General features: G+C 73.7%; 16 protein-coding genes. 5 read left to right on the top strand and 11 right to left on the bottom strand.

Annotated features, from left to right (window positions below; all coding sequences use genetic code 11):
* Positions 1-123 precede the first annotated feature (123 nt).
* Together J5Y09_RS19420 and J5Y09_RS19425 are read left to right on the top strand one after the other, a co-directional pair.
* Positions 124-717, top strand: a complete 594-nt coding sequence (locus J5Y09_RS19420; protein ID WP_209353479.1) for a hypothetical protein — start codon at positions 124-126, stop codon at positions 715-717.
* Between the two features lie 153 nt (positions 718-870).
* Positions 871-1,662, top strand: a complete 792-nt coding sequence (locus J5Y09_RS19425) for a Bax inhibitor-1/YccA family protein (protein ID WP_209353480.1) — start codon at positions 871-873, stop codon at positions 1,660-1,662.
* Positions 1,663-1,731: 69 nt separating this feature from the next.
* Here J5Y09_RS19425 and J5Y09_RS19430 read toward each other — a convergent pair whose 3' ends face one another.
* Positions 1,732-1,941, bottom strand: coding sequence for an eCIS core domain-containing protein (locus tag J5Y09_RS19430; RefSeq protein ID WP_209353481.1), 210 nt, complete (start codon positions 1,939-1,941; stop codon positions 1,732-1,734).
* 359 nt (positions 1,942-2,300) lie between these two features.
* On the bottom strand, positions 2,301-2,990 hold the full coding sequence (locus J5Y09_RS24450) for a CarD family transcriptional regulator (protein ID WP_245217242.1): 690 nt from the start codon (positions 2,988-2,990) through the stop codon (positions 2,301-2,303).
* Between J5Y09_RS24450 and J5Y09_RS24455 the strand changes: the two genes are divergently transcribed.
* A complete protein-coding gene (locus J5Y09_RS24455) occupies positions 2,989-3,549 on the top strand; it encodes a hypothetical protein (RefSeq protein ID WP_245217243.1) in 561 nt (186 codons plus the stop codon). The genes J5Y09_RS24450 and J5Y09_RS24455 overlap by 2 nt on opposite strands.
* A gap of 96 nt (positions 3,550-3,645) precedes the next feature.
* On the opposite strand, the gene fdxA is transcribed toward J5Y09_RS24455, so the two are convergent.
* The 3 genes from fdxA to J5Y09_RS19450 form a co-directional block, all read right to left on the bottom strand.
* Entirely contained in the window at positions 3,646-3,972 is a 327-nt protein-coding gene (fdxA, locus tag J5Y09_RS19440) for a ferredoxin FdxA (RefSeq protein ID WP_209353498.1), read from the bottom strand.
* A gap of 141 nt (positions 3,973-4,113) precedes the next feature.
* The gene (locus J5Y09_RS19445) at positions 4,114-4,416 is read right to left on the bottom strand and encodes an RNA-binding S4 domain-containing protein (RefSeq protein WP_209353483.1); all 303 of its coding nucleotides are present in this window, start codon (positions 4,414-4,416) and stop codon (positions 4,114-4,116) included.
* Between the two features lies 1 nt (position 4,417).
* Complete coding sequence (locus J5Y09_RS19450; RefSeq protein ID WP_209353484.1) at positions 4,418-7,258, bottom strand: helicase-related protein; 2,841 nt, start codon at positions 7,256-7,258, stop codon at positions 4,418-4,420.
* Positions 7,259-7,356: 98 nt separating this feature from the next.
* Between J5Y09_RS19450 and J5Y09_RS19455 the strand changes: the two genes are divergently transcribed.
* Positions 7,357-8,469, top strand: coding sequence for an MFS transporter (locus tag J5Y09_RS19455; protein WP_209353485.1), 1,113 nt, complete (start codon positions 7,357-7,359; stop codon positions 8,467-8,469).
* Between the two features lie 58 nt (positions 8,470-8,527).
* The gene (locus tag J5Y09_RS19460) at positions 8,528-10,684 is read left to right on the top strand and encodes a hypothetical protein (RefSeq protein WP_209353486.1); all 2,157 of its coding nucleotides are present in this window, start codon (positions 8,528-8,530) and stop codon (positions 10,682-10,684) included.
* 6 nt (positions 10,685-10,690) lie between these two features.
* Here the strand turns inward: J5Y09_RS19460 and pgaD are convergent, their stop codons facing one another.
* From pgaD to J5Y09_RS19490, 6 genes are all read right to left on the bottom strand, one after another.
* Positions 10,691-11,146 (bottom strand): poly-beta-1,6-N-acetyl-D-glucosamine biosynthesis protein PgaD, encoded by a 456-nt coding sequence (pgaD, locus tag J5Y09_RS19465; RefSeq protein ID WP_209353487.1) that lies wholly within the window; start codon positions 11,144-11,146, stop codon positions 10,691-10,693.
* Positions 11,146-12,411 (bottom strand): poly-beta-1,6-N-acetyl-D-glucosamine synthase, encoded by a 1,266-nt coding sequence (gene pgaC, locus J5Y09_RS19470; RefSeq protein WP_209353488.1) that lies wholly within the window; start codon positions 12,409-12,411, stop codon positions 11,146-11,148. The genes pgaD and pgaC overlap by 1 nt, the downstream gene beginning before the upstream one ends.
* Before the next feature lie 5 nt (positions 12,412-12,416).
* On the bottom strand, positions 12,417-14,363 hold the full coding sequence (pgaB, locus tag J5Y09_RS19475) for a poly-beta-1,6-N-acetyl-D-glucosamine N-deacetylase PgaB (RefSeq protein ID WP_209353489.1): 1,947 nt from the start codon (positions 14,361-14,363) through the stop codon (positions 12,417-12,419).
* Positions 14,363-16,885: a poly-beta-1,6 N-acetyl-D-glucosamine export porin PgaA gene (gene pgaA / locus J5Y09_RS19480; protein WP_209353490.1), complete on the bottom strand. Its 2,523-nt coding sequence runs from the start codon at positions 16,883-16,885 to the stop codon at positions 14,363-14,365. The genes pgaB and pgaA overlap by 1 nt, the downstream gene beginning before the upstream one ends.
* A 313-nt stretch (positions 16,886-17,198) precedes the next feature.
* Entirely contained in the window at positions 17,199-18,212 is a 1,014-nt protein-coding gene (locus tag J5Y09_RS19485) for an alpha/beta fold hydrolase (RefSeq protein WP_209353491.1), read from the bottom strand.
* A 222-nt stretch (positions 18,213-18,434) separates the two neighbouring features.
* Positions 18,435-19,205, bottom strand: a 771-nt coding sequence (locus tag J5Y09_RS19490; RefSeq protein WP_209353492.1) for an SEL1-like repeat protein, incomplete at its 5' end; no start/stop codon positions are given.

Consider the following 19,205-nt stretch of genomic DNA (forward strand, 5'->3'; position numbering starts at 1 on the left):
GGCCCGATCTGTCCCGGACCCGATACATGAGGGTGCCGGGACCGATACATGGGGGTATTGTCCGATTCGCGCGCCCGTTAGGATGATCCTGCCGGAATCGCGAAAAATCCTTTGAGGAATGCCATGCCCGCCTCCCCCTTCCGTCTTGCCGCGCTCGTCGCGCTGCCCTTGCTCGGCCTTGGCGCCTGCGCCAGCACGCCGCAGCCCGCCGCCCCCGCGCCCGCCCCGGTCGTCGTCTCCTCCGCCAAGGAAGCGGTCGGCGTGGTCGAGCGGGTGAACACCCGCACGCGCGAAGTCACCATCCGCACGCCCAACGAGGGCCGCGTCGTCGTGGTTGCCGGGCCGGAGGTCCGCAATTTCGGCCAGATCCGCCGCGGCAACAATGTCCGCCTGCGGTATGAGGAAGCCGTCGCCGTCCGCATGGCGCCGCGCGGCACGCAGATGCCGGCCGAGACCGCCGTCGGCGCCGCCCGCGCCGAGCCCGGCGCCCAGCCCGGCGCGGCCGTGGTCCGCACCACCCGCGCCCGCGTGACGATCAACGCGGTCGACACCGCGGCCAACACCGTGACCTTCACCGGCCCGAACCGGGTCCGCCGGACGGTCGCGGTGCGCAGCCCGGAGATGCAGGCCTTCATCCGCACCCTGCGTCCTGGCAACCAGGTCGATGTCGCCATCGCGGAAGCCACCGCGCTGTCGGTCGAGCCGGCGGAGCGCTGATCCGGCCGGGGTCCCGGGGGCCGCGTGCCCCCGGGATCGTCGCCTGACGGCCATGATTCGGGTCCGGCGCGATCCCCCGTTGATCCGAATGAAAAAATCTCCATATTCGTGGCCTCGCGGGGAATCATCCCCTTCGGAGGAGTCTTCAACGTCATGGCCTTTGGTCCCGACACTCGATTCACGACGGGTGCGCCTGGCTGGGGTCGCGTCGCGGCCGCCGACGCGGCCGCCGTCGATGCCGGGCTGCGGTCCTACATGCTCCGGGTCTACAACTGGATGGCTTCGGGGCTGCTGCTGACGGGCATCGTGGCGCTGGCGATCGTCAGCGTCCCGTCCATCAACGGCCTGTTCTACGAGGCGGTTCGCAGCGCCTCGGGCCGTCTGGTGATGGCGCCGACGATCCTTTGGTGGGTCGCCGCCCTCTCGCCGCTCGCCTTCATCCTGGTCTTCACCTTCGGCGCCAACCGGATGTCGAAGACCACGGCGCAGGCGCTGTTCTGGGCCTTCGCCGCGGCGATGGGCGCCAGCATGAGCAGCCTCGCCTACCGCTACACCGGCCAGTCCATCGCGACGACCTTCTTCATCACGGCCGGCATGTACGCCGCGATGAGCCTGTACGGCTACACGACGAAGGCCGACCTGACGCGCTGGGGTTCGCTGCTGCTCATGGGCCTGATCGGCATCATGCTCGCCAGCATCGTGAACATCTTCATCGGCTCGTCGGCGATGGCCTTCGCCATCAGCGTGATCGGCGTGGTGGTGTTCCTGGGCCTCACGGCCTTCGACACGCAGCGCATCAAGGCCGACTACGTCGAGTACGCCTACGCCGAAGGCACCGAGATGGCCGGCAAGCGCAGCGTGTTCGACGCGCTGACGCTGTACCTGAACTTCATCAACCTCTTCCAGATGCTCCTCTCGCTGCTCGGCCAGCGCCAGAGCGAGTAGCCCGGAAGGGTCTTTTCGGAACGGGCCCCGGGGAGCGATCCCCGGGGCCTTTTTCGTTCGTAGCGACGTTCAGCGGGTGCCGCCGCCCTGCTGCACCACATGCGTCGCCTCGTGCCCCATCAGCCGCTGCATGCCCGCGGTCATGCCCCGGTCGTAGCCATTGGGGCCGAAGAAGAGCGGCGGTTTGCTCCCCTGCGCATAGGCCCGCGCGCCGAGCCGCGCCGACCCGGGCTGGGCCCGGACGCCGGACAGGTCCACGCCGAACATCCGGTCGGTCACCTGGGCGAGATGCGAAGGGTCCCGGGGCGGGCTGATGATGCCGGTCTCGGCGCCATGCGCGCCCTCCGCGGTCGGGTGGTGGCGAGGCTATGCAGCGCCAGCCGGGCCGGCAGGAAATCCGCTTTCCCAGGATTGCGGGCGCCGCCCGCCACGAACGGGGCGGTAAGGCTGCCGATCCGAAGGCGGCAGCGTCTGATCCGGGCGAAGCGGACGGACCGGCGCCAATCTGCACGACGCGCGCCGTGCCCATGCCGGCCGGACGCCGCGAGGCATCGACCGCCGACGCCAAGCCAGGCGGCGGCTGGGAGGATCGCGTCCGGGGCAACCCCGGACGCGCCCGACGGATCGGGGAAGGCGCGCTACGCCTCGCCGGCCTCGGCCTCGACCTCGGCCTTCTCGGTCTTGTCCGCCTTCTCGCCCCGCTCGTTCTTGCCGAGGTAGACGAGCAGCTTCTCGATCGCCGCCGGCTTGTCGGTCCGGTCGATCGCCGCGACCTCCGCCGCCAGGCGGTCAAGCGCCTGCTCGTAGATCTGGCGCTCGGAGAAGGACTGGTCAGGCTGGCCGGCGTTGCGGTGCAGGTCGCGCACCACCTCGGCGATCTGGATCGGATCGCCGGAGTTGATCTTCGCCTCGTATTCCTGGGCGCGGCGCGACCACATGGTGCGCTTGATGCGCGCGCGGCCCTTCAGCGTGTCGAGCGCCTGCTGCATCGAGGCCCCGGCCGCGAGCTTGCGCAGCCCGGAGGAGGAGGCCTTGCCGACCGGGACGCGCAGCGTCATCCGGTTTTCCTCGAAGGTCACGACGATGACAGATAGGGCGTAGCCCGCCGCCTCGATCGTCTCGATCCCCTGCACCGTGCCGACGCCATGGGTCGGGTAGACGACATGGTCGCCGGCCTTGAACTCCTCCTTCGGCCGCGGCGCCGCCTTGGCGGCGGTGGCGACGGAAGCCGGCGCCGCCACGGGGCGATGGCCCGGGCGGGACGGGATCGACCCGGGGCGGGGCGGCGGCGGCGAGGAGGAACGGTTCGGCGGCGGAGCGATGATCATGGTGGGCGGCCTCGGCGCAGAGGGGGGCGGGGACGAGGCAGCCACAGGGGCGGGCTTCGGTGCCGCCGGCGGCGCGGCGGGTGCCACGGCGACGGGGGCGGGAGCAGGCACGGGGGCCACGACCGGCGCGGCCTTCGGCGCGGGCGACGGCGCGGCGGCGGCGGGCGGCGTGGCCTTGGGCGCCGGGGCGGCCTTCGCCGCCACGGGCTTCGCGGGCGCGGCCTTTGTGGGCGGCGCCTTCGTGGCGGCGGCCTTGGGCGCCACGGCCTTCGGCGCGGGCTTGGCGGCGGCCTTGGGCGCGGGCTTGGCCGCGGCGGTGGTCTTCGGCTTCGGCTTCGCGGCCGTCTTGGTGGACACCTTCGCCGCCTTCGCGACCGCCTTCGGCTTGGCCGGCGCCTTCGCCTTGGGCTTCGCCTTCGGCTTGGCGGCGGGCCTGGCAGCCGCCTTCGTCTTCGCGGCGGCGCGGGACTTGGTCGGCGCCTTGGCGCGGGCCGGTGCCTTCATGCGAGAGGTGCTCCTGCTCCTGCGCCGCCGAACCGCAGCGCGGGCCATGCTGTGAGGGTGACGCGCGCTGCCATGCGGGGCGCCTCACCTATCCATCCTGTTGAAAGAATAGCACAAAAATAGGGCGCGCGTCACCCCTGGGGTCGGAAGGTCAGCCGGGATTCGGGCTGAACAGGTCCTTCTTGCCCGGCTTGTCCTTCCATTCGTCCGCATCGGCCGGCGCCTCGCCCTTGCGGGTGATGTTCGGCCACTGCGCCGCATAGGTCCGGTTCAGCTCGACCCAGGCGGTCGCCTTGTCGTCGCTGTCGGGCACGATGGCCTCGGCCGGGCATTCGGGCTCGCAGACGCCGCAATCGATGCATTCGTCCGGATGGATCACCAGCATGTTCTCGCCGACGTAGAAGCAGTCCACCGGACAGACCTCCACGCAATCCATGTACTTGCACTTGATGCAGTTCTCGGTGACGACATAGGTCACGGGTGGCGGGCCCCCGGGCATGCGGTTTCAGCAACCGGAAGATGGCGGGGGCGCCGCTTCGCGGCAAGACGCGCCCCGCGCATGGGTCCATCCCGGTGCCCGCCCACGACGCATGGGGCGCCGATCCGGTTCGCAGCGCGGTCACGCCGGGGGCGCGGATCCGTCGACCACCTCGTACAGCGCGCGCGCCTCGGCCGGCGGCCCGCGCCGCGCCGCCAGCGACAGCACCCGCCAGACCGCGATGCGCCCCGCCTCCCCGCTGCCGAGGGCGATGGTCAGCACATCCCCCGGACGGACCCGCGCATGGGGCTTGTCGGTCGGCTGGCGGTTGATCCGCACCGCGCCGCCCTCGACCATCCGGGCGCAATCGGCGCGAGTCTTGCGCAGCCGCGCGCACCAGAGCCAGGCATCGAGGCGTTGCGCCTCCTGCCCCGCTTCCGCCACGTCAGTCCTTCTTCAGGAGGTTCGCGAGCACGGCGAAGGGGCTGTCGGCGCGCGGCATGGGCGGCAGGGCGGCGCGTTCCTCCCGCGGGCGGCGCGGGCCACGGTCGCGGTCGCGGTTCTCCCCGCCCTGGTAAGGCTTGCCGCCGCCGGGCCGGCCTTCGCGCGGCGGGCGGTTGTCCTGCCGTGGCGGGCGGTGATCCTGGCGCGGCGGGCGCGGTGCCTCCGCGGCGGCCTCGGCCGGCGCGGCCTGGCCCTCGGCCGGCGGTGCCGCAGCGGCGGCGGCGGCGCGATCCGGGCGCGGTCCGCGCCGGTCCTCCCGCCGATCGTCGCGCCGCGGCCCGCGCGGCTGGTCCTGGCGCCCTTCGCGCCGCGGGCCGCGATGATGCTCGACCCGCGCATGGGCGATCCGGGCCGGGGCTGGCGGTCCGAAGGCGCCTTCCTCAAGCACCTCGGCCGGCACCAGGCGGAAGCCCATGGCCTCCAGCACCGTCGCCAGCATGTCCCCCTTGATGCCGAGCCGGCTCGCGAGGTCCCCGGGCAGCAGCGCCGGCGCCCGGCGCGTCAGGTGGCCGAGTTCCCCCGCGATGCGTTCCGCGACGTCGAGCCGCAGCACGACGGGCCCCGCCGGCAGCCAGCCCATCGTCTCGGCGAAGCCGCGCGGCCAGTCGGCCGGCGGGGTAAGCGCGATCAGCCCGCCGGCCGGCAGCTTCGGCGTCTCGATCCCGCGCAGCAGCGACCAGAGCTGCGCGCGCAGCGCCATGGCCCGCGGCTTCAGCGCCTCCGGCACGTAAAGGGCATAGCGCCCGGCGCGGATGCCGATGCCCTTCAGCTTCTGTCGCAGGTCCGGGCGGATGTCGGGATCGGTCCGGCCCATGGCGAGGCCGAGTTCCTCCCGCAGGCGGAAGGCCGGGCCGCGCAGCGTGTTGTCCTCGGCCGCCTTGCCCTCGGCGGCGAAGACCGCGCCAAGCTCGCGCTTGATCAGCGCCTCGAGCCAGCTGGCGAGCCGTTCGCGGATCCGTTCCCGCTGCGCGCCGTCGAGGAACTCGCTGGCCAGCACCTCGATCTGCGGCTTGGACGGTTCCGGGCCGGGCTTGAGCTTCGCCACCTCGGCGATGTCGCCCAGGCCCACCGGCATGTTCGGCGCGTGGGAATAGGCCCAGGTGACCTTGTGCGCGGCGGTGATGGCGAAGGCGTCGTCCTTCGCGGATTCCAGCATGGCGACGCGGCGCGGGATCTCGGCCGACAGCGCGCGGCGGGCGGCGCGCAGCACGACGCGGCGCTCCTCCTCCTCCACCGCGCCGGGGTCGGGCTCGAAGGCGAAACCCTTCACATGGCCGACCGGATGGCCTTCCACCACCACCTCGCCGCGGCGGGTGACGGCGGAGAGCAGCTCCTCCTCGTTGTTCTCGTCCAGCTTGCGGATGAGATGCGCGGCGCGGCGGTCGACGAAGCGCGTGGTCAGCGTCTCGTGCAGCGCGTCGCTGACCAGGTCCTCGACGCGGCGGGCATCGGCCTGCAGCGTCAAGGCGTCGTCCAGCCAGTCCGGACGCGCGGCAATGTAGGCCCAGACGCGGATGGCGGTGATCCGCGCCATCAGCGTATCGAGGTCGCCATCGGTGCGTTCCAGCGCGGTGATGGCGCCGGAGACCCAGTCGCGCGGCACCCGCCCGTCGCGGGCGAGATGCGTGAACAGCTTGGCGCAAAGCTTGGTGTGGCTGTCATCCGCCAGCTTGCGGAAATCCGGCACCTGGCAGGCTTCCCACAGCATGCGCACGCGCGACATGGTGTCGGCGAGCCCCCGCACCTCCACGTCGCGCGACATCGCCTCGAGCGTGATGTGGTCGACCGCGTCGTGCCCCTTGGCGAGGCCCGGCTGCGGCGGCGAGGCGGCGAGGCTGCCGAGCAGCGCGTCGATGCTGGTGAAGTCGAGGTCCGAATTCCGCCAGGCGAGCGCCTGGATCGGCTCGAAGGCGTGGGTTTCCACCGCCTCCACGATCTCCTCGGCCATGGCGGGGCATTCGGCGGTGGTGCCGAAGGACCCGTCCTTCATCCCGCGCCCGGCGCGGCCGGCGATCTGCGCGACTTCCTGCGCCGTCAGCGGCCGGGCGTTCTGCCCGTCGAACTTCGACATGGCGGCGAAGGCGACATGGTCGACGTCCATGTTGAGGCCCATGCCGATCGCATCCGTCGCGACCAGGAAGTCGACCTCGCGGTTCTGGTACAGCGCGACCTGCGCGTTGCGCGTGCGGGGGGACAGCCGCCCCATCACCACGGCGCAGCCGCCGCGCCGGCGGCGCACGGCCTCGGCGATCGCGTAGACCTCGGCCGCGCTGAAGGCGACGATGGCGGACCGCGCCGGCAGGCGGGTCAGCTTGGCCGGACCGGCATAGGTCAGCTGCGACAGGCGCGGGCGCGTCTCGATCTCGGCGCGCGGCACCAGGCGGCGCAGCAGCGGCGCGATCGTCTCGGCGCCGAGGAACATCGTCTCGACCATCCCGCGCGCGTGCAGCAGCCGGTCGGTGAAGACGTGGCCGCGATCGGGGTCGGCGCAGAGCTGGATCTCGTCCACGGCGAGGAATTCGACCGGCCGGTCGAGCGGCATCGCCTCCACCGTACAGGCGAACCATTTCGCCTCGGGCGGGACGATCTTTTCCTCCCCCGTGATCAGGGCGACGTGGCGCTCGCCCTTCTGCGCGACCATGCGGTCGTAGTTCTCGCGCGCCAGCAGGCGCAGCGGGAAGCCGATGATGCCCGAGGCATGCGCGAGCAATCGCTCGATCGCGAGATGCGTCTTGCCGGTGTTTGTGGGGCCGAGGACGGCGCGGACCCTGGGTTCGAACATGCGCGCAGGACGTTCCGTGATTGGGGGCCGGCTTCCGTGGCACGCGGCGCGGCTCTTGTCCATGCTTGGGGGGCGCGGCAGGGTGCGAGCGCATCCCCGTGACATCCACCGCACCCCGCTTCGCCATCCTGTTTGCCTGCCAGTTCGCGGCGGTGGGCGTGATGATGCCCTTAATCCCCCCGTTGATGCAGGCCGCCGGGCTTTCGCCCGCCGAGGTCGGAACGGTGCTGGCCTCGGGCGCAGCGCTGCGGCTGCTCTCGGGCCCGCTCGGCGGGCGGCTGGCCGATGCGCTGGGCGCGCCGCGCGCGGTGATGGCCGCCGGCACGGCGCTCGCCGCGCTCGCCGCGCTGCTCTATGGCCTGGCCACCGGATTCGGCGCGGTGCTGGCGGCGAACCTGCTCTTCGCGATCGGATTCGCCTGCGTCGTGCCGTTGGGCGACGCGCTGGCGCTGCGCGCGGCGCGGGAGGATGGCTGGGATTACGGCCGCGTGCGCGCGGTCGGCTCGGCGGCCTTCATCCTCGCCGCCGGCGCGGCGGGCTGGCTGGCCGAGCGCGCGGGGCCCGCGAGCATCGCATGGCTGCTCGGCGGCTGCCTCGCCGCCGCGGCGCTCGCCGCCTTCGCGCTGCCGGGCGGCGCGGCGCCGGCGCGGCGCGGCGGCGGGGCGATGCGCGGCGTGCTCGCCCTGCCCGCCTTCCGCGCCATCCTGGCCGCGGCCGCGCTCGCCCAGGGCAGCCACGCCGCCTACTACGCCTTCGGGTCGATCCACTGGGCCGCGGCGGGGCTTTCGGCGAGCGTCATCGGGCTGCTCTGGGCCTGGTCGGTCGCGGCGGAGGTCGCCCTTTTCGCCTGGGGGCGCGGGCTGGCCGACCGGCTCGGCCCGCGCGGGCTGCTGCTGGTGGCCGCCGGTGCGGGCGTCCTGCGCTGGGCGATCACGGCGCAGACGGTCTGGCTGCCCGCGCTGGTCGTCGCGCAGGGGCTGCACGCGGCGACCTTCGGCGCGATGCACCTCGCGACCATGCGCATCATGCAGGGGGCGGTGCCGGCCGCCGTCGCCGGCACGGCGCAGACGATGCTCGCGGCCGGCATCGGCGCGGTGATGATGCTGGCCACGCTCGCCGCCGGGCAGGGCTACGCCGCCTTCGGCGCCGCCGTGTTCTGGGCCATGGCGGGCATGAGCGCGGCGGCGGCCCTGGTGCGGCTGCGCGCGTGACGCGGCGCACGTCCGGCCCGCGCGCCGCGTGGCATGCTGCGCGGGCGGAGGGCATGGCATGCGGTGGATCGGCGCGTTCTGGCGATACTTCGTCGTCCTCGCCGCCGTGCTCGGCGGCAGCGGCGGCCCCTGCGTCCTGATCGCGGCGGCGGCGGCGCTGCTGTTCCTGACGAGCCAGGGCAGCGAGCTCGGCCGCAGCGCCGCGGAGCTCGGTGCCTCCGGCCTCGCCGCGCTCGTCTTCGCCTGCACCGTCTGGTCGCTGATGTCCTGGTACTGGGCGCGGCGGCTGCTCGACGACCGGTTCGGCGAAAGGTCGTCCTGGCCCCCGGTCGATGCCCGGCACAGGGCGCCCGAGCTGCCGGCCACGCTGGCCGCCATCGGCCTGCCGCCGGGTGCGACATTGCCCGAGGGTCACCACCTGCGCCTGCGCCGCTGGCTTGGCGGCGTCGCTGTGGCGGTACCGCGGTTCTGCGCAATGGCGCCCTTCCTGATCGCCGCCCTGCTGCTCGGCGACGGGGTGCGGGAAGACGGGCTGGTGTGGCTTCTCGCCGCGGCGGCGGCCGTGGTGCTGGCCGCGCTGTGGCTGCGCCGGCCGGTGGCGCGGCGGCTGGGATGGCAGGAAGCCAGGCCGCCGCTCGCGCTTGGCGGGCTGATCCTGTCCTTTGCCGCGATCAGCGTCTTCCTGGCCTTCCCGCTGCGCGCCGGCCAGGCCTTCGGCGCGGTCGGGTCCGTATTCCTGTTCTTCGCCGCGCTGCTGCCGCTGGTCGCGACGCTGTCCTTCTGGGCACGGCGCTGGCGGATCCCGCTGCTGGCCATCGTCTTCGCCATCCTGGTGTCGCTTCCCGCGCTGCACCCCGGCCGCCACCTGGTGCGCGGCCTGGCCGAGGCGCCGCCCCCGGGGCGCATCGGGATGGAAACCGCGGTGGAGGACTGGATCGCCAACCAGCCCGACGCCACGAAGAACCCGCCCCTCGTCATGGTGACGACGGCCGGCGGCGGCATCAGCGCTGCGGTCTGGACCGCGCTGCTGCTCGGCGCGCTGGCCGACCAGGAACCGCGCTTCGCCGCGCGGCTCTTCGCCATCAGCGGCGTCTCGGGGGGCGCGCTCGGCGCGGCGGTGTTCGCCGCCGCCCTGCCGCCGCTCGGCACGCCGGGCCCGGCGGCGCAGGCGGCCTGCCGCGCGCAGCCGCTCTCCGGCGTACCGCGCTGCGCGGTCGCGGGCATCGCCGCGGCGGCGCTGGCGCCGGATTTCCTCGGCCCCGTCTTCGCCGGCTACGCCTTCGGCGACACCTTCGGGCCCGCACTCCGCACGCTGGTGCCCGATCGCGCCGCGGTGCTGGAACGCGCCTGGGAGCAAGCCTGCGCCGCCGCGGGCTGCCCGGCCATGGCCGCGTCCTTCCACGCGCTGCGGCCTTCGGCCGAATGGCGGCCGGCGCTGTTCCTCAACGGCACGCAGGTGGAAAGCGGCAAGCGCGTCGTGACATCCCCGCTCGCCATCACGCTGCGGCATTTCGACGACGCATTCGACTTCTTCGCGCTGCATGGGCGGGACATCCGCGTGTCCACCGCCGCGCTGAACGCCGCGCGCTTCCCCTATGTGACACCGGCCGGGCTGATCATGGCGGCGGACGGCACGCGCAACGGCCACATCGCCGATGGCGGCTATTTCGAGAACTATGGCGGGGAGACCGGGGCGGAGGTGCTGCGCGCGGTGCGCGACTTCCTGCGCGAACGCGCCATCGGCATCCGCCCGGTGCTGATCGAGATTTCCTCCGACCCCGACCTGTCCGAGCGCGACCTGTGGCGGCCGGGGGAGGCGCAGGCCTGGTCGCTGTGCGGCGCGGGGGGCGGGGCGCCGCAGCCGGTCGACGTGAACGCGCCTCTGCCGACCACCTGCGCGGACCGAAAAAGTGGCGCGATGACGCAGCTGATCGCCCCCGCCGGCGCGCTGGCCGCGACGCGCAGCGCGCGCGGCGTGCAGACGGTGCGCCGCGTCTGGCGCCAGGCCGCCTTCGCGGAAGGGGAGGCGGTGCAGTTCGCGCTCTGCGCGCAGGGCGAAGGACGGCCGCCGCTCGGCTGGTCGCTCAGCCGCGCGACGCGGGACGGGATCGCGGCCGACGTCGCCGCGCTGTTCAACGAGGCCGAGCCGCGCAGCCCCTGCGTGGCGCGCAACCGGGCGGCGATGCGCCGGCTGCTGGCGCTGCTGGCGTCGTGACCGGCGTCAGCGCGTATCGACGCCGGTGACGCGGCCCGCCTCGTCATGGTGCACGACGAGGCGCTTCGCCCCGCGCCAGGCCGGCAGGTCGGCCGGCGGCACGCCGAAGGCCACGCCGATCACCGTGTCATCCGGGCGGGGGAAGTAGCGGCGCCGGTCCTCGCCGCGAAACTTGCGGCGTTCGAACAGCACGCGGATCAGCATCAGCGCGCAGACGAAGACGGCGATGGAGATGCACAGCAAGGCGGCGCGCAGCACGAGCCAGGGATGGCCCGGCGGCTCGACCGGTAGCATGTGCTGCACGAAGGGCGGCACCCAGACCGTGCCGACGGCCGCGAGCAGCAGGTAGAGCCATCCGGCCCAGAGCAGCGCGGTGAACACGATGTCCCGCACGCGCCCCAGCATGGGGCGGGATTGCGCGTCCAGGATCAGCGGCGGGATGAATTCCTGCGTCGCGGACATCAGCGGAACCCCCGGTCGGGGCTGACCCAGCGCGCCCGTCGCCCGTCCCGGCGCAGCAGCGCGCGCGGGAAGCCCCAGGCGGTCGAGGCGGCCGACAGCACCCAGAAGGCGACCGGATACCAGATGACCCACACCAGCGGGCGGTAGTTGGCCGCGCCTTCCGGCTCGTAGCGCCGGTCCACCCAGAGCGCGACCGCGAACTGCGCGAGGCAGGCGATGGACAGCACCATCCCCCAGGAGGAGAGCAGCGCCGGCGGCGGGCTGATCCCCGGCGGCAGCACGCCCGCCAGCCCCGCCAGCGTCAGCGCCAGCGTCAGCACCATCGCGTAGCACCAGAAGACCGAGATGGCGTATTCGGCGAGCACGCCCCACATCCGCCGCCCTTCCCAGACCATGAAGTCCGGCGCGTAGCGGATGAAGGTCTGCGCGCCGCCCTGCGCCCAGCGCAGCCGCTGCTTCCACAAGCCGCGCAGCGTCTCCGGCATCAGGATGTAGGACAGCGCGTTGGGCTCGAAATGCACCGTCCAGCGGCGGCGCTGCAGCTTCCAGGTGACGTCGACATCCTCGGTCAGGTTGTCCGCCGTCCACCAGCCCACATCGTCCAGCGCGCTCAGCCGGAAGGCGACGACGACGCCCGAGACGGTGAAGACGCGCCCATAGAGCCGCTGCGTCCGCTTGATCAGCCCGATGGTCGCCGAGAACTCGCCCACCTGCAGCAGGCCGAGCAGCGTCGAGCGGTTGCGGATGCGCGGATTGCCCGTGACGGCGCCGAGCCGCGGGCGGTCCTCGAAGCGCCGCACCAGCCAGGCGGTGCAGTCGGGATGCAGGATGGCGTCGCCGTCGATGCAGACCAGGATCTCGCCGCGCGCGACCATGGCGCCGGCGCGCAGCGCCATCGCCTTGCCCTGGTTCTGCGCGAGGTGCACCACGCGCAGGCGCGGGATCTCCGCGGCGAGGCGGTCGAGCACCTCCGCCGTGCGGTCCTTCGATCCGTCGTTGACGGCGATGATCTCGAAGTCGGGATAATCCTGCGCCGCGCAGGCGCGGATCGTCTCCTCCGCGTTGTCCTCCTCATTGTAGCAGGGAATGAGGATGGTCACGGCAAGCGGCGTCTTCATCGGCGGCGGCCGGTCGCGCCGCTTCGTGCCCTTCTCATGCAGATGCGCGAAGACCAGCCCGCCGATCACCCAGACGAGCATCATCAGCAGCGGCCAGTAGCCGACGAAGGCGTAGAGCGCGGGCAGGATGCCGGACAGGATCGCCATCGCGCTCACCGACGGAAGGGAAAGGAACGGGCGTTGATCACATCCCGCACCGTGTCGGCGTCGGGCAGGCCCTGGATGAAGTCGTCGGGATACCAGCCCATGTGATGCGCGCCGAGGCGCTGCAGCAGGCGCAGCTGGGACCTAAGGCGCGTCGCCGGGATGGGCCGCGCGGGCTGGTGGCGCCAATCCACCGCCTGCAGCTCGAACACGGTCTTCTCGATGCCGCCCGGCGTCGCCGCGACGCGGGCGAAGAGCTCGCGGAAGAAGGCGTCGGCGTCGGGCGCCTGCTCCATGTAGGGCATGGCCATGACCGCCGTGCGGTCATAGGCGGCGAGGAAGCCCGGCAGGGATTGCGCGAACCATTCCTCCGACCGCGGCTCGAGCACGGTCCGGGCATAAAGGTTGCGCGCGGTCTTGAGCGGCGTGCGCCAGCGCCGCGCGCGGTCGGCCAGGTGCAGCGTCAGGTCGGTCAGCGCCCGGGACTTGAGCGCCGTCCAGCGCGCCATCGCCGCTGGATCCGCGCGGATCGCCGCGACATCCCCGGGCAGGCCGGCGGCGCGATAGGTGGCCAGCGCCGCGGGGTTCGCATCCTCATGGTCGGTCAGGAAGGCGTCGTCGTGGAACAGCAGCCCGTCGAAGGCGGCGTGCTTGGCGAGGTCCTCGTAGATGTCGCCGACCAGCGACCGCGTGCGCGGCGCGAAGGGCGACAGGCGCCAGTAGTGCTCGGCATCGCGCGCCGGCGCGCCGTGGCGGGTGGACAGCACGAGGTCGCGCTCCTCCCCGACCTTGAAGGCGAGCACCGGCATCCAGGCGAAGACCTGCACCTCGGCCCGCGTCATCAGCTGCCAGGCGACGCGGTTGAACAGATCCGCGCGCACCGGCAGGTGGCGGTTGGGGAAGTAGACCGCCTCCGCCACCCCGTCCCCGTCAGGGTCCGCATAGGCCTGCAGGTAGACATGGGACGGCCCGAGGCGGAACACGCGGGAGATCAGCGCATCGAGGTTGCGCGCCTGCTGCGCCGGGTCGGCGTCGTAGACGTGGTCGAGGTCGACATGCAGCACGCGCTCGCGCACCGGCTCGTCGAAGCGCACCAGCCGCGCGAGGTCGGGCACGCGCGGGTCCGACATGGTCAGCAGCCGGTTGATCCGATCGGGGCGCGACGCGTCGGCCGGGCCCGGTTCCAGCGTCAGCGTCGCCGGCATGCCGAGCCGCCGCGCGATCGCCACCGTCTCGAGGTTGTGCCGCCCATAGGGCCAGACGATCGAGCGCGGCCGCCGCCCGAGATGGCGCGCGAGGATGGCGCTCGACCGCGCGAGGTCGCCCTCGATCCGCCGCGTCCACTCGGCGTCCGTCTCGTAGCGCCCGGTCCGCTCGTCGTAGATGCGCGTGACCGCGGCGGGCTGCACGTTGCCCTGCGGGTTGGCGCGCACGCCGTGGTGCAGGTCGTGGCTGTGAGAGGCGAATTCGCACAGGCCGCCGGCCTGCATCTCCCGCGCCTGGGCCCAGCTGATCAGCGCCGAGCGCGGCGTCGGCTGCCCGCCATAGTCGAAGGTGCCGCCCGCGGGCGTCTCCATCCACGACGTCACCAGCGCGAAGATCGCGGGCGCGCGGAAGGCCGTCAGCACCGGCATGGCGCGGGTGTAGTAGTCGTTGTAGCCGTCGTCGAAGGACAGCAGCATCGCCTTGGCCGGCAGCGGCCGCCGCCCGTCGCGCGCGGCGAAGACGTCGTCGAGCGAGACGAAGCGCCAGCCATCCTGCCGCAGGAAGGACAGGTGCTGGACCAGCATGGACTCGGAGATCGAGTAGTGCCGGTCGCGCCCGTCCTCCCCGATCTCGTGATAGGCGATGGAGGCGAAGCGCCCCGGGCCGGGCTGCGCCGCCGTGCCGCGCGGCAGGGCCAGCGCGGCGGGAAGGGAGAGCAGCCCGCGGCGCGTGAGGGGAATGAGCCGCATCAGAACCTCCAGCGCAGCGCGCCGGTGACGCTGCCCGCATCCTCCGTCACGCCGTCATAGTCGCGCCGAACCCAGCCGGCGCCGTAGGAGACGGAGAAGGTGTCGCTGACGCGGTGCTCGTTCTCCCACCGCAGGGCGAACAGGGGCGACCAGCCGAAGCCTTCCTGCCAGTAGCCACCGCCGGTGCCGATCAGCCGCACGCGCAGGTCGCGCTCGTAGCGCCGCCAGGCGATCCAGGTCAGCGCGGCGGTCACGCCGACTTCCAGGTCGCTTTCCGGGTTGAAGTAGGGCCCGCCCGCCTGGCTGTTGCGCGTGCCATAGGCATAGGGCTGCAGGTCGAGCTTCCAGTCCGGCAGGTTCATCACCCGTTCCTGCACGCGGGCGAAGCCGATCAGGCGCGTATTGTCGTCCGAGAACTGCACGACGCGCGCGGAGACCGCGGCCTCCCGCAGGTCGGAGATCCGCCAGGCAAGGCCGAGCTGCGCCGCATCCGCGTAGATCCCCGCGCGCAGCGCGGCGAGCGGCGTGTCGCCGGCGCTGATCTCGCCCAGCGCCTCGATGCTCCAATGATCCGACAGGCGCCAGGCGGCCGAGAGGAAGGCGCCGCCGCGGTTCACGCCTTCCCGGTCGATGCTCGCCCCGCCGGTCACGACGAGGTCGGAGCCGCGCCATTCGACGCCCGCGAGCAGCCGGTAGGTCGTCAGCGACCCGCCATTGGTTTCCCCCGTGCGCAGCCGCGCGCCGGAGAAGACGCGCCAGTTCTCGGCGATCGGCGCCGACCACAGCCGCGCCGTCACGTCGAGTTCCGGATCGCTCGATCCGCGCTCGAGGCCGCCGCGCACGCTCGCCTCGAATTCGCGCATGTCGTGCACCTCGAGCCGGCGGGCGAGGCGTCGCACCGCATCGTTCTCGGGGTATTCGCGGGCCAGCGTTCCGATCGCCTCCCGCGCCTCCGCCCAGCGGCGTCGTTCGAACAGGGCGGTGGCGCGGCCGATGCGCAGGTCGAGGGCATTGGCCTCATTCGTCAGCGCGGTCTCATATTCCTCGAGCGCGCGGTCGTGCCAGCCGCGCAGCCGCCAGATGTCCCCGCGCGTCGCGCGGAGCGAGGCGTTCATGGCGGCATTGGCGGCGAGCGGATCGGCCTCGGCCTCAGCGCCCGCGAGGTCGTCGCCCCACATGCGCCACAGGATGCCGGCGCGCACCGCCTCGATGCGATCGTATTCCTCGGCCGGCGGCTCGGGCCCGCGGACGGGCCGATAGGTGGGGACATCGCGGGCGAGGCGGTCGGCGACCTCCCGCGCGTCGCGCCAGCGGCGTTGTTCCGACAGCGCGTAGAACAGGCCGAGCGTGGGTTCCAGCGCGCCAGGATCGGCCTCCAGCACGGCGCGGTACTCGGCTTCCGCATCCTCGGGCCGCCGCAGTTCGAGCAGCGCGTCGGCATAGGGCTCGCGGGCATAGGCGGGCAGCGGCGCGTCGCGGCCGAGCGCCTCGGCCTCGGCCACCACTTCCTCCATCCGTCCGCGGGCGCGCAGCGCGGCGAGGCGGTCGAGACGGGCGTTGCGCACCGCGCCCGCCGCCTCGGGGCCGAGCGGCGTCCAGGCGGCGATCGCGGCATCGAGCGCGGCCAGCGCCGCATCGGTGCGGGCGTGCCGCGCGGCGGGGTCGCGCGGGGTCGGCGATTCCACCTGGCCGCCCCAGCGCACCAGGAAGGCGGTGGCGGCGGAACGGATGCGCCGTTCTTCCGCCGGGGTGAGGATTCCGGGCGTGGCGGCGTTGCGGACCAGCGCGAGTTCGGGCGCGCCGATGGCGGCCAGGGCCAGCGCCTCCCGCCGCCGCAGGTCGCGGTTGCCCGGCGCGGCGCGCAGGCCGCGCTGCGCGACCAGCAGCGCGTCGAAGGGCCGGCGCAGGTCCATCAGCGTGTCGGCGAGCGGCACCAGCGCGTCGGGCGAAGCGCCCTGCGCGGCCGCCAGCGCCTGGTCCGCCGCGCGGGCCGCGCCTTCGGTGCCGGCGGTCGCGCGCACGCGGGCGGCCGTGGCCGCGGGGTCCGGACGCGTGGCGCGCTCGATCTCGGCGGCGACCTGGCGGATGCGGGGGCTGCCCGGGGCGGCGGCCTCCGCCTCGGCCAGCGCGGCGCGGGCGGCGGCGGCGTCGCCGCGGGCGGCCTCGGCCAGGGCTAGGCCAAGGCGCGTCTCGAGGCCCGTCTCCCCGGCCGCGATGGCGCGGCGATACAGCGCGGCGGCGCGCGCCGCCTGCCCGGACCGGCGGGCCGAGACGGCAGCGGCGGCGACGGCATAGGCCGGCGCATTCGCCTCCCCCAGCGTGGCGAAGCGGGCCAGCGCCTCGCGGTCGCGCCCGGCCCAGGAGAGCACGACGACAAGGTCGGCGAGCGTGCCGCGATCGGCCGGGGCGGCGGTTCGGGCGCGTTCCAGCAGGGCGATGCCCTCATCGAGCCGGCCTGCGCGCGCGGCGACGACGCCGGCCTCGCGGAGGGCGGCGGGGTCCTGCGCCAGGGCGCCACCCATGGGCGCCAGGAGAGCAAGGAGCCCGAGGACGGGAAGATATGCGGACTTTTTCAGCGGACGCGGCCCGTTTTGATCACGGGGCCGAGACTATCGTCATTCCTCTACCGCCGGCTGAATGAACTGGAATTCATCTACCGGTGTGGCGTGGAAGACTCATCACGATGCCGTGAGGATTGAGTGTCCGGCCCGCGCCGCCGGCGATGCGGCCCATCGGGCGCCTTCCGCGAGGCGGATGTCGGCGCCTCCGGCATCGCGAGGCAAACGCGCGCCTCCGGCATCCTGAGGTGAAAGCGCGCCTCCGGCGCGACGCACCTCACCCTTCCAGGAAGGCCCGCACCTCGGCGCGCAGGAAGCCCGCATCGGCCGGGTTCGCCACCGGATTGCCCGCGCGATGGCCCCAGATGCTCGGGATCGGCCGCAGCGCGCCGTGGCGCAGATGCGGCAGCTCGGCCGCGTTGTCGGCGACGCGGAAATACAGGTCGGTCTCGGACGGCATCAGCAGCACCCGCGCCTCGATCGCCGCCAGCGCGCGCGCCAGGTCGCCGCCATGGCGCGGATCATCGGCGATGTCCCCGGCATCCCATGTCCGAAGCTGGGCCAGCAGGTCGGCCGCGTCGCGGCGGGCGAAGCGTTCCTCCCAGTCCGTGCGCAGGAAAGTCTCGAGGTCCGGCGCCCCGAGCGCCGAAAGATGCAGCCCGGCGCGGTAGAAATCCTGGCTCAGCGCCCAGCCGGCATAGATGCGCCCGAAGGCGCGCTGCGCCCCGCGCGGGGGCGCGCGGAACCGGGCGACGCCGTCATATTCCGGCGCCGCTTCCAGCACCGCCATCAGCCCGGCCAGGAAGACCCGGTTGTGCACGCTGGTCCGCGCGCTGCCGCAATTCACCACGATGCGCCCGACGGCGCCGGGATGGGCGGCGGCCCAGTGATAGGCCTGCTGCGCGCCCATCGACCAGCCATAGACCGCGTGGACGCGTTCCACGCCGAACACCTCGGCCAGCAGGCGCCGCTGCGCCGCGACATTGTCCCGCGGCGTGACCAGCGCCGGCCAGTACGGGTCGTTGCTGGGGGAGGAGGAGAGCCCGCCGCCGAACATGTTCGGGATGACGACGCACCAGCGCGTCGGGTCCAGCACGCCCTCCGGCCCGATCAGCCATTCGATGTCCGGATGCTGCGCCCCGTAGCTGGTCGGATAGAGGACAAGGTTGTCCCGCGCGGGGGAGAGCGTGCCATGCGCGCGCCAGACGATGCGCGCCCCCTTCAGCACGCCGCCGCGATGCAGCGACAGGTCGCCCGCCTCGAAAACGCCTTCCTGCACCGGCCAGCCCATGCGCGCCCCGCCACCATTCAGGCGGACGAGGCTGCCACCGGACGGGGCGCCGATCCAGGGCGGCTCCCGCCGCCAAGGAAGCGCGCCGCCTGGCGCGCGACATCCGCCGGCATTCCATGGGCCGGCCGCGCGGGACACGTCGGGTATCGACTTCGGGGCGCCAGCCTCGTCGCCGCCGACGGACCCGCCGCGCCACCCGTCGCTGCGTCCGCGCGCGTGCGGTCAGCGGAGCAAGGGCCGCAGCCGGTCGATCACCGCCGGGTCGAAGGGCGCCCCCGGGGGCAGCCGCTCCGCGCGCGCGAATTCGGCCAGGGCGGCGCGGATCGCCGGCCCGTCGCGCCCATCCACCGGCGCGGTCCAGGTGCCGCGCCGGGCGAGCGCGGATTGCGCGAAGCGCACCAGCGGCCGGTCCACCGCGGCGACCGGCCCGCGGGCGGTCTCCGCCGCGACGCGCGCGGCGGCGGCGCGGGCCTCCGCCGGTGCTACGCGGGCGGCCAGCGCGGTGCGGTAGCGAAGGGCGGGCTCGACGCCGCGCCGCGCGGCCAGCGCGAAGCGGGCGAGCGCCTCCGCCTCGTCCCGCGCGGTGCCCTCCCCGGCGACCTGCAGCATGGCGAGGGCGAAGGCGGCTTCGGGATGCCCGCGTTCGGCCGCGCGATGGAACCACAGCGCCGCCCAGCCGGCGTCCCGCGGCGTACCGTCGCCGGCCTCGAGAAGCCGGGCCAGGCGATACTGCGCCTCGGCCTGCCCCTGCTGCGCCGCCCGATGCAGCCAGGGGATCGCCGCCGCGGCGTCGCGGCCGCCATCGGAACGGAACAGGTGGCTGCCGGCGAGCAGCAATTGCGCGTCCGCGTCGCCAAGGCGCGCGGCTTCCTCGATCAGCCGCGCGGCGCGGTCGGTGTCGGCGGCCTGGCCGCGCGGCGGGCGCAGCGCGCGCAGGCCGTCCCGGTGCAGCGCGGCGGCGCGGCCGCGGTCACGGGCCTCCGGCGCCGGCGG

It is taken from the genome of Roseomonas nitratireducens (assembly GCF_017813355.1).
In the GTDB taxonomy this organism is placed as follows: domain Bacteria; phylum Pseudomonadota; class Alphaproteobacteria; order Acetobacterales; family Acetobacteraceae; genus Neoroseomonas; species Neoroseomonas nitratireducens.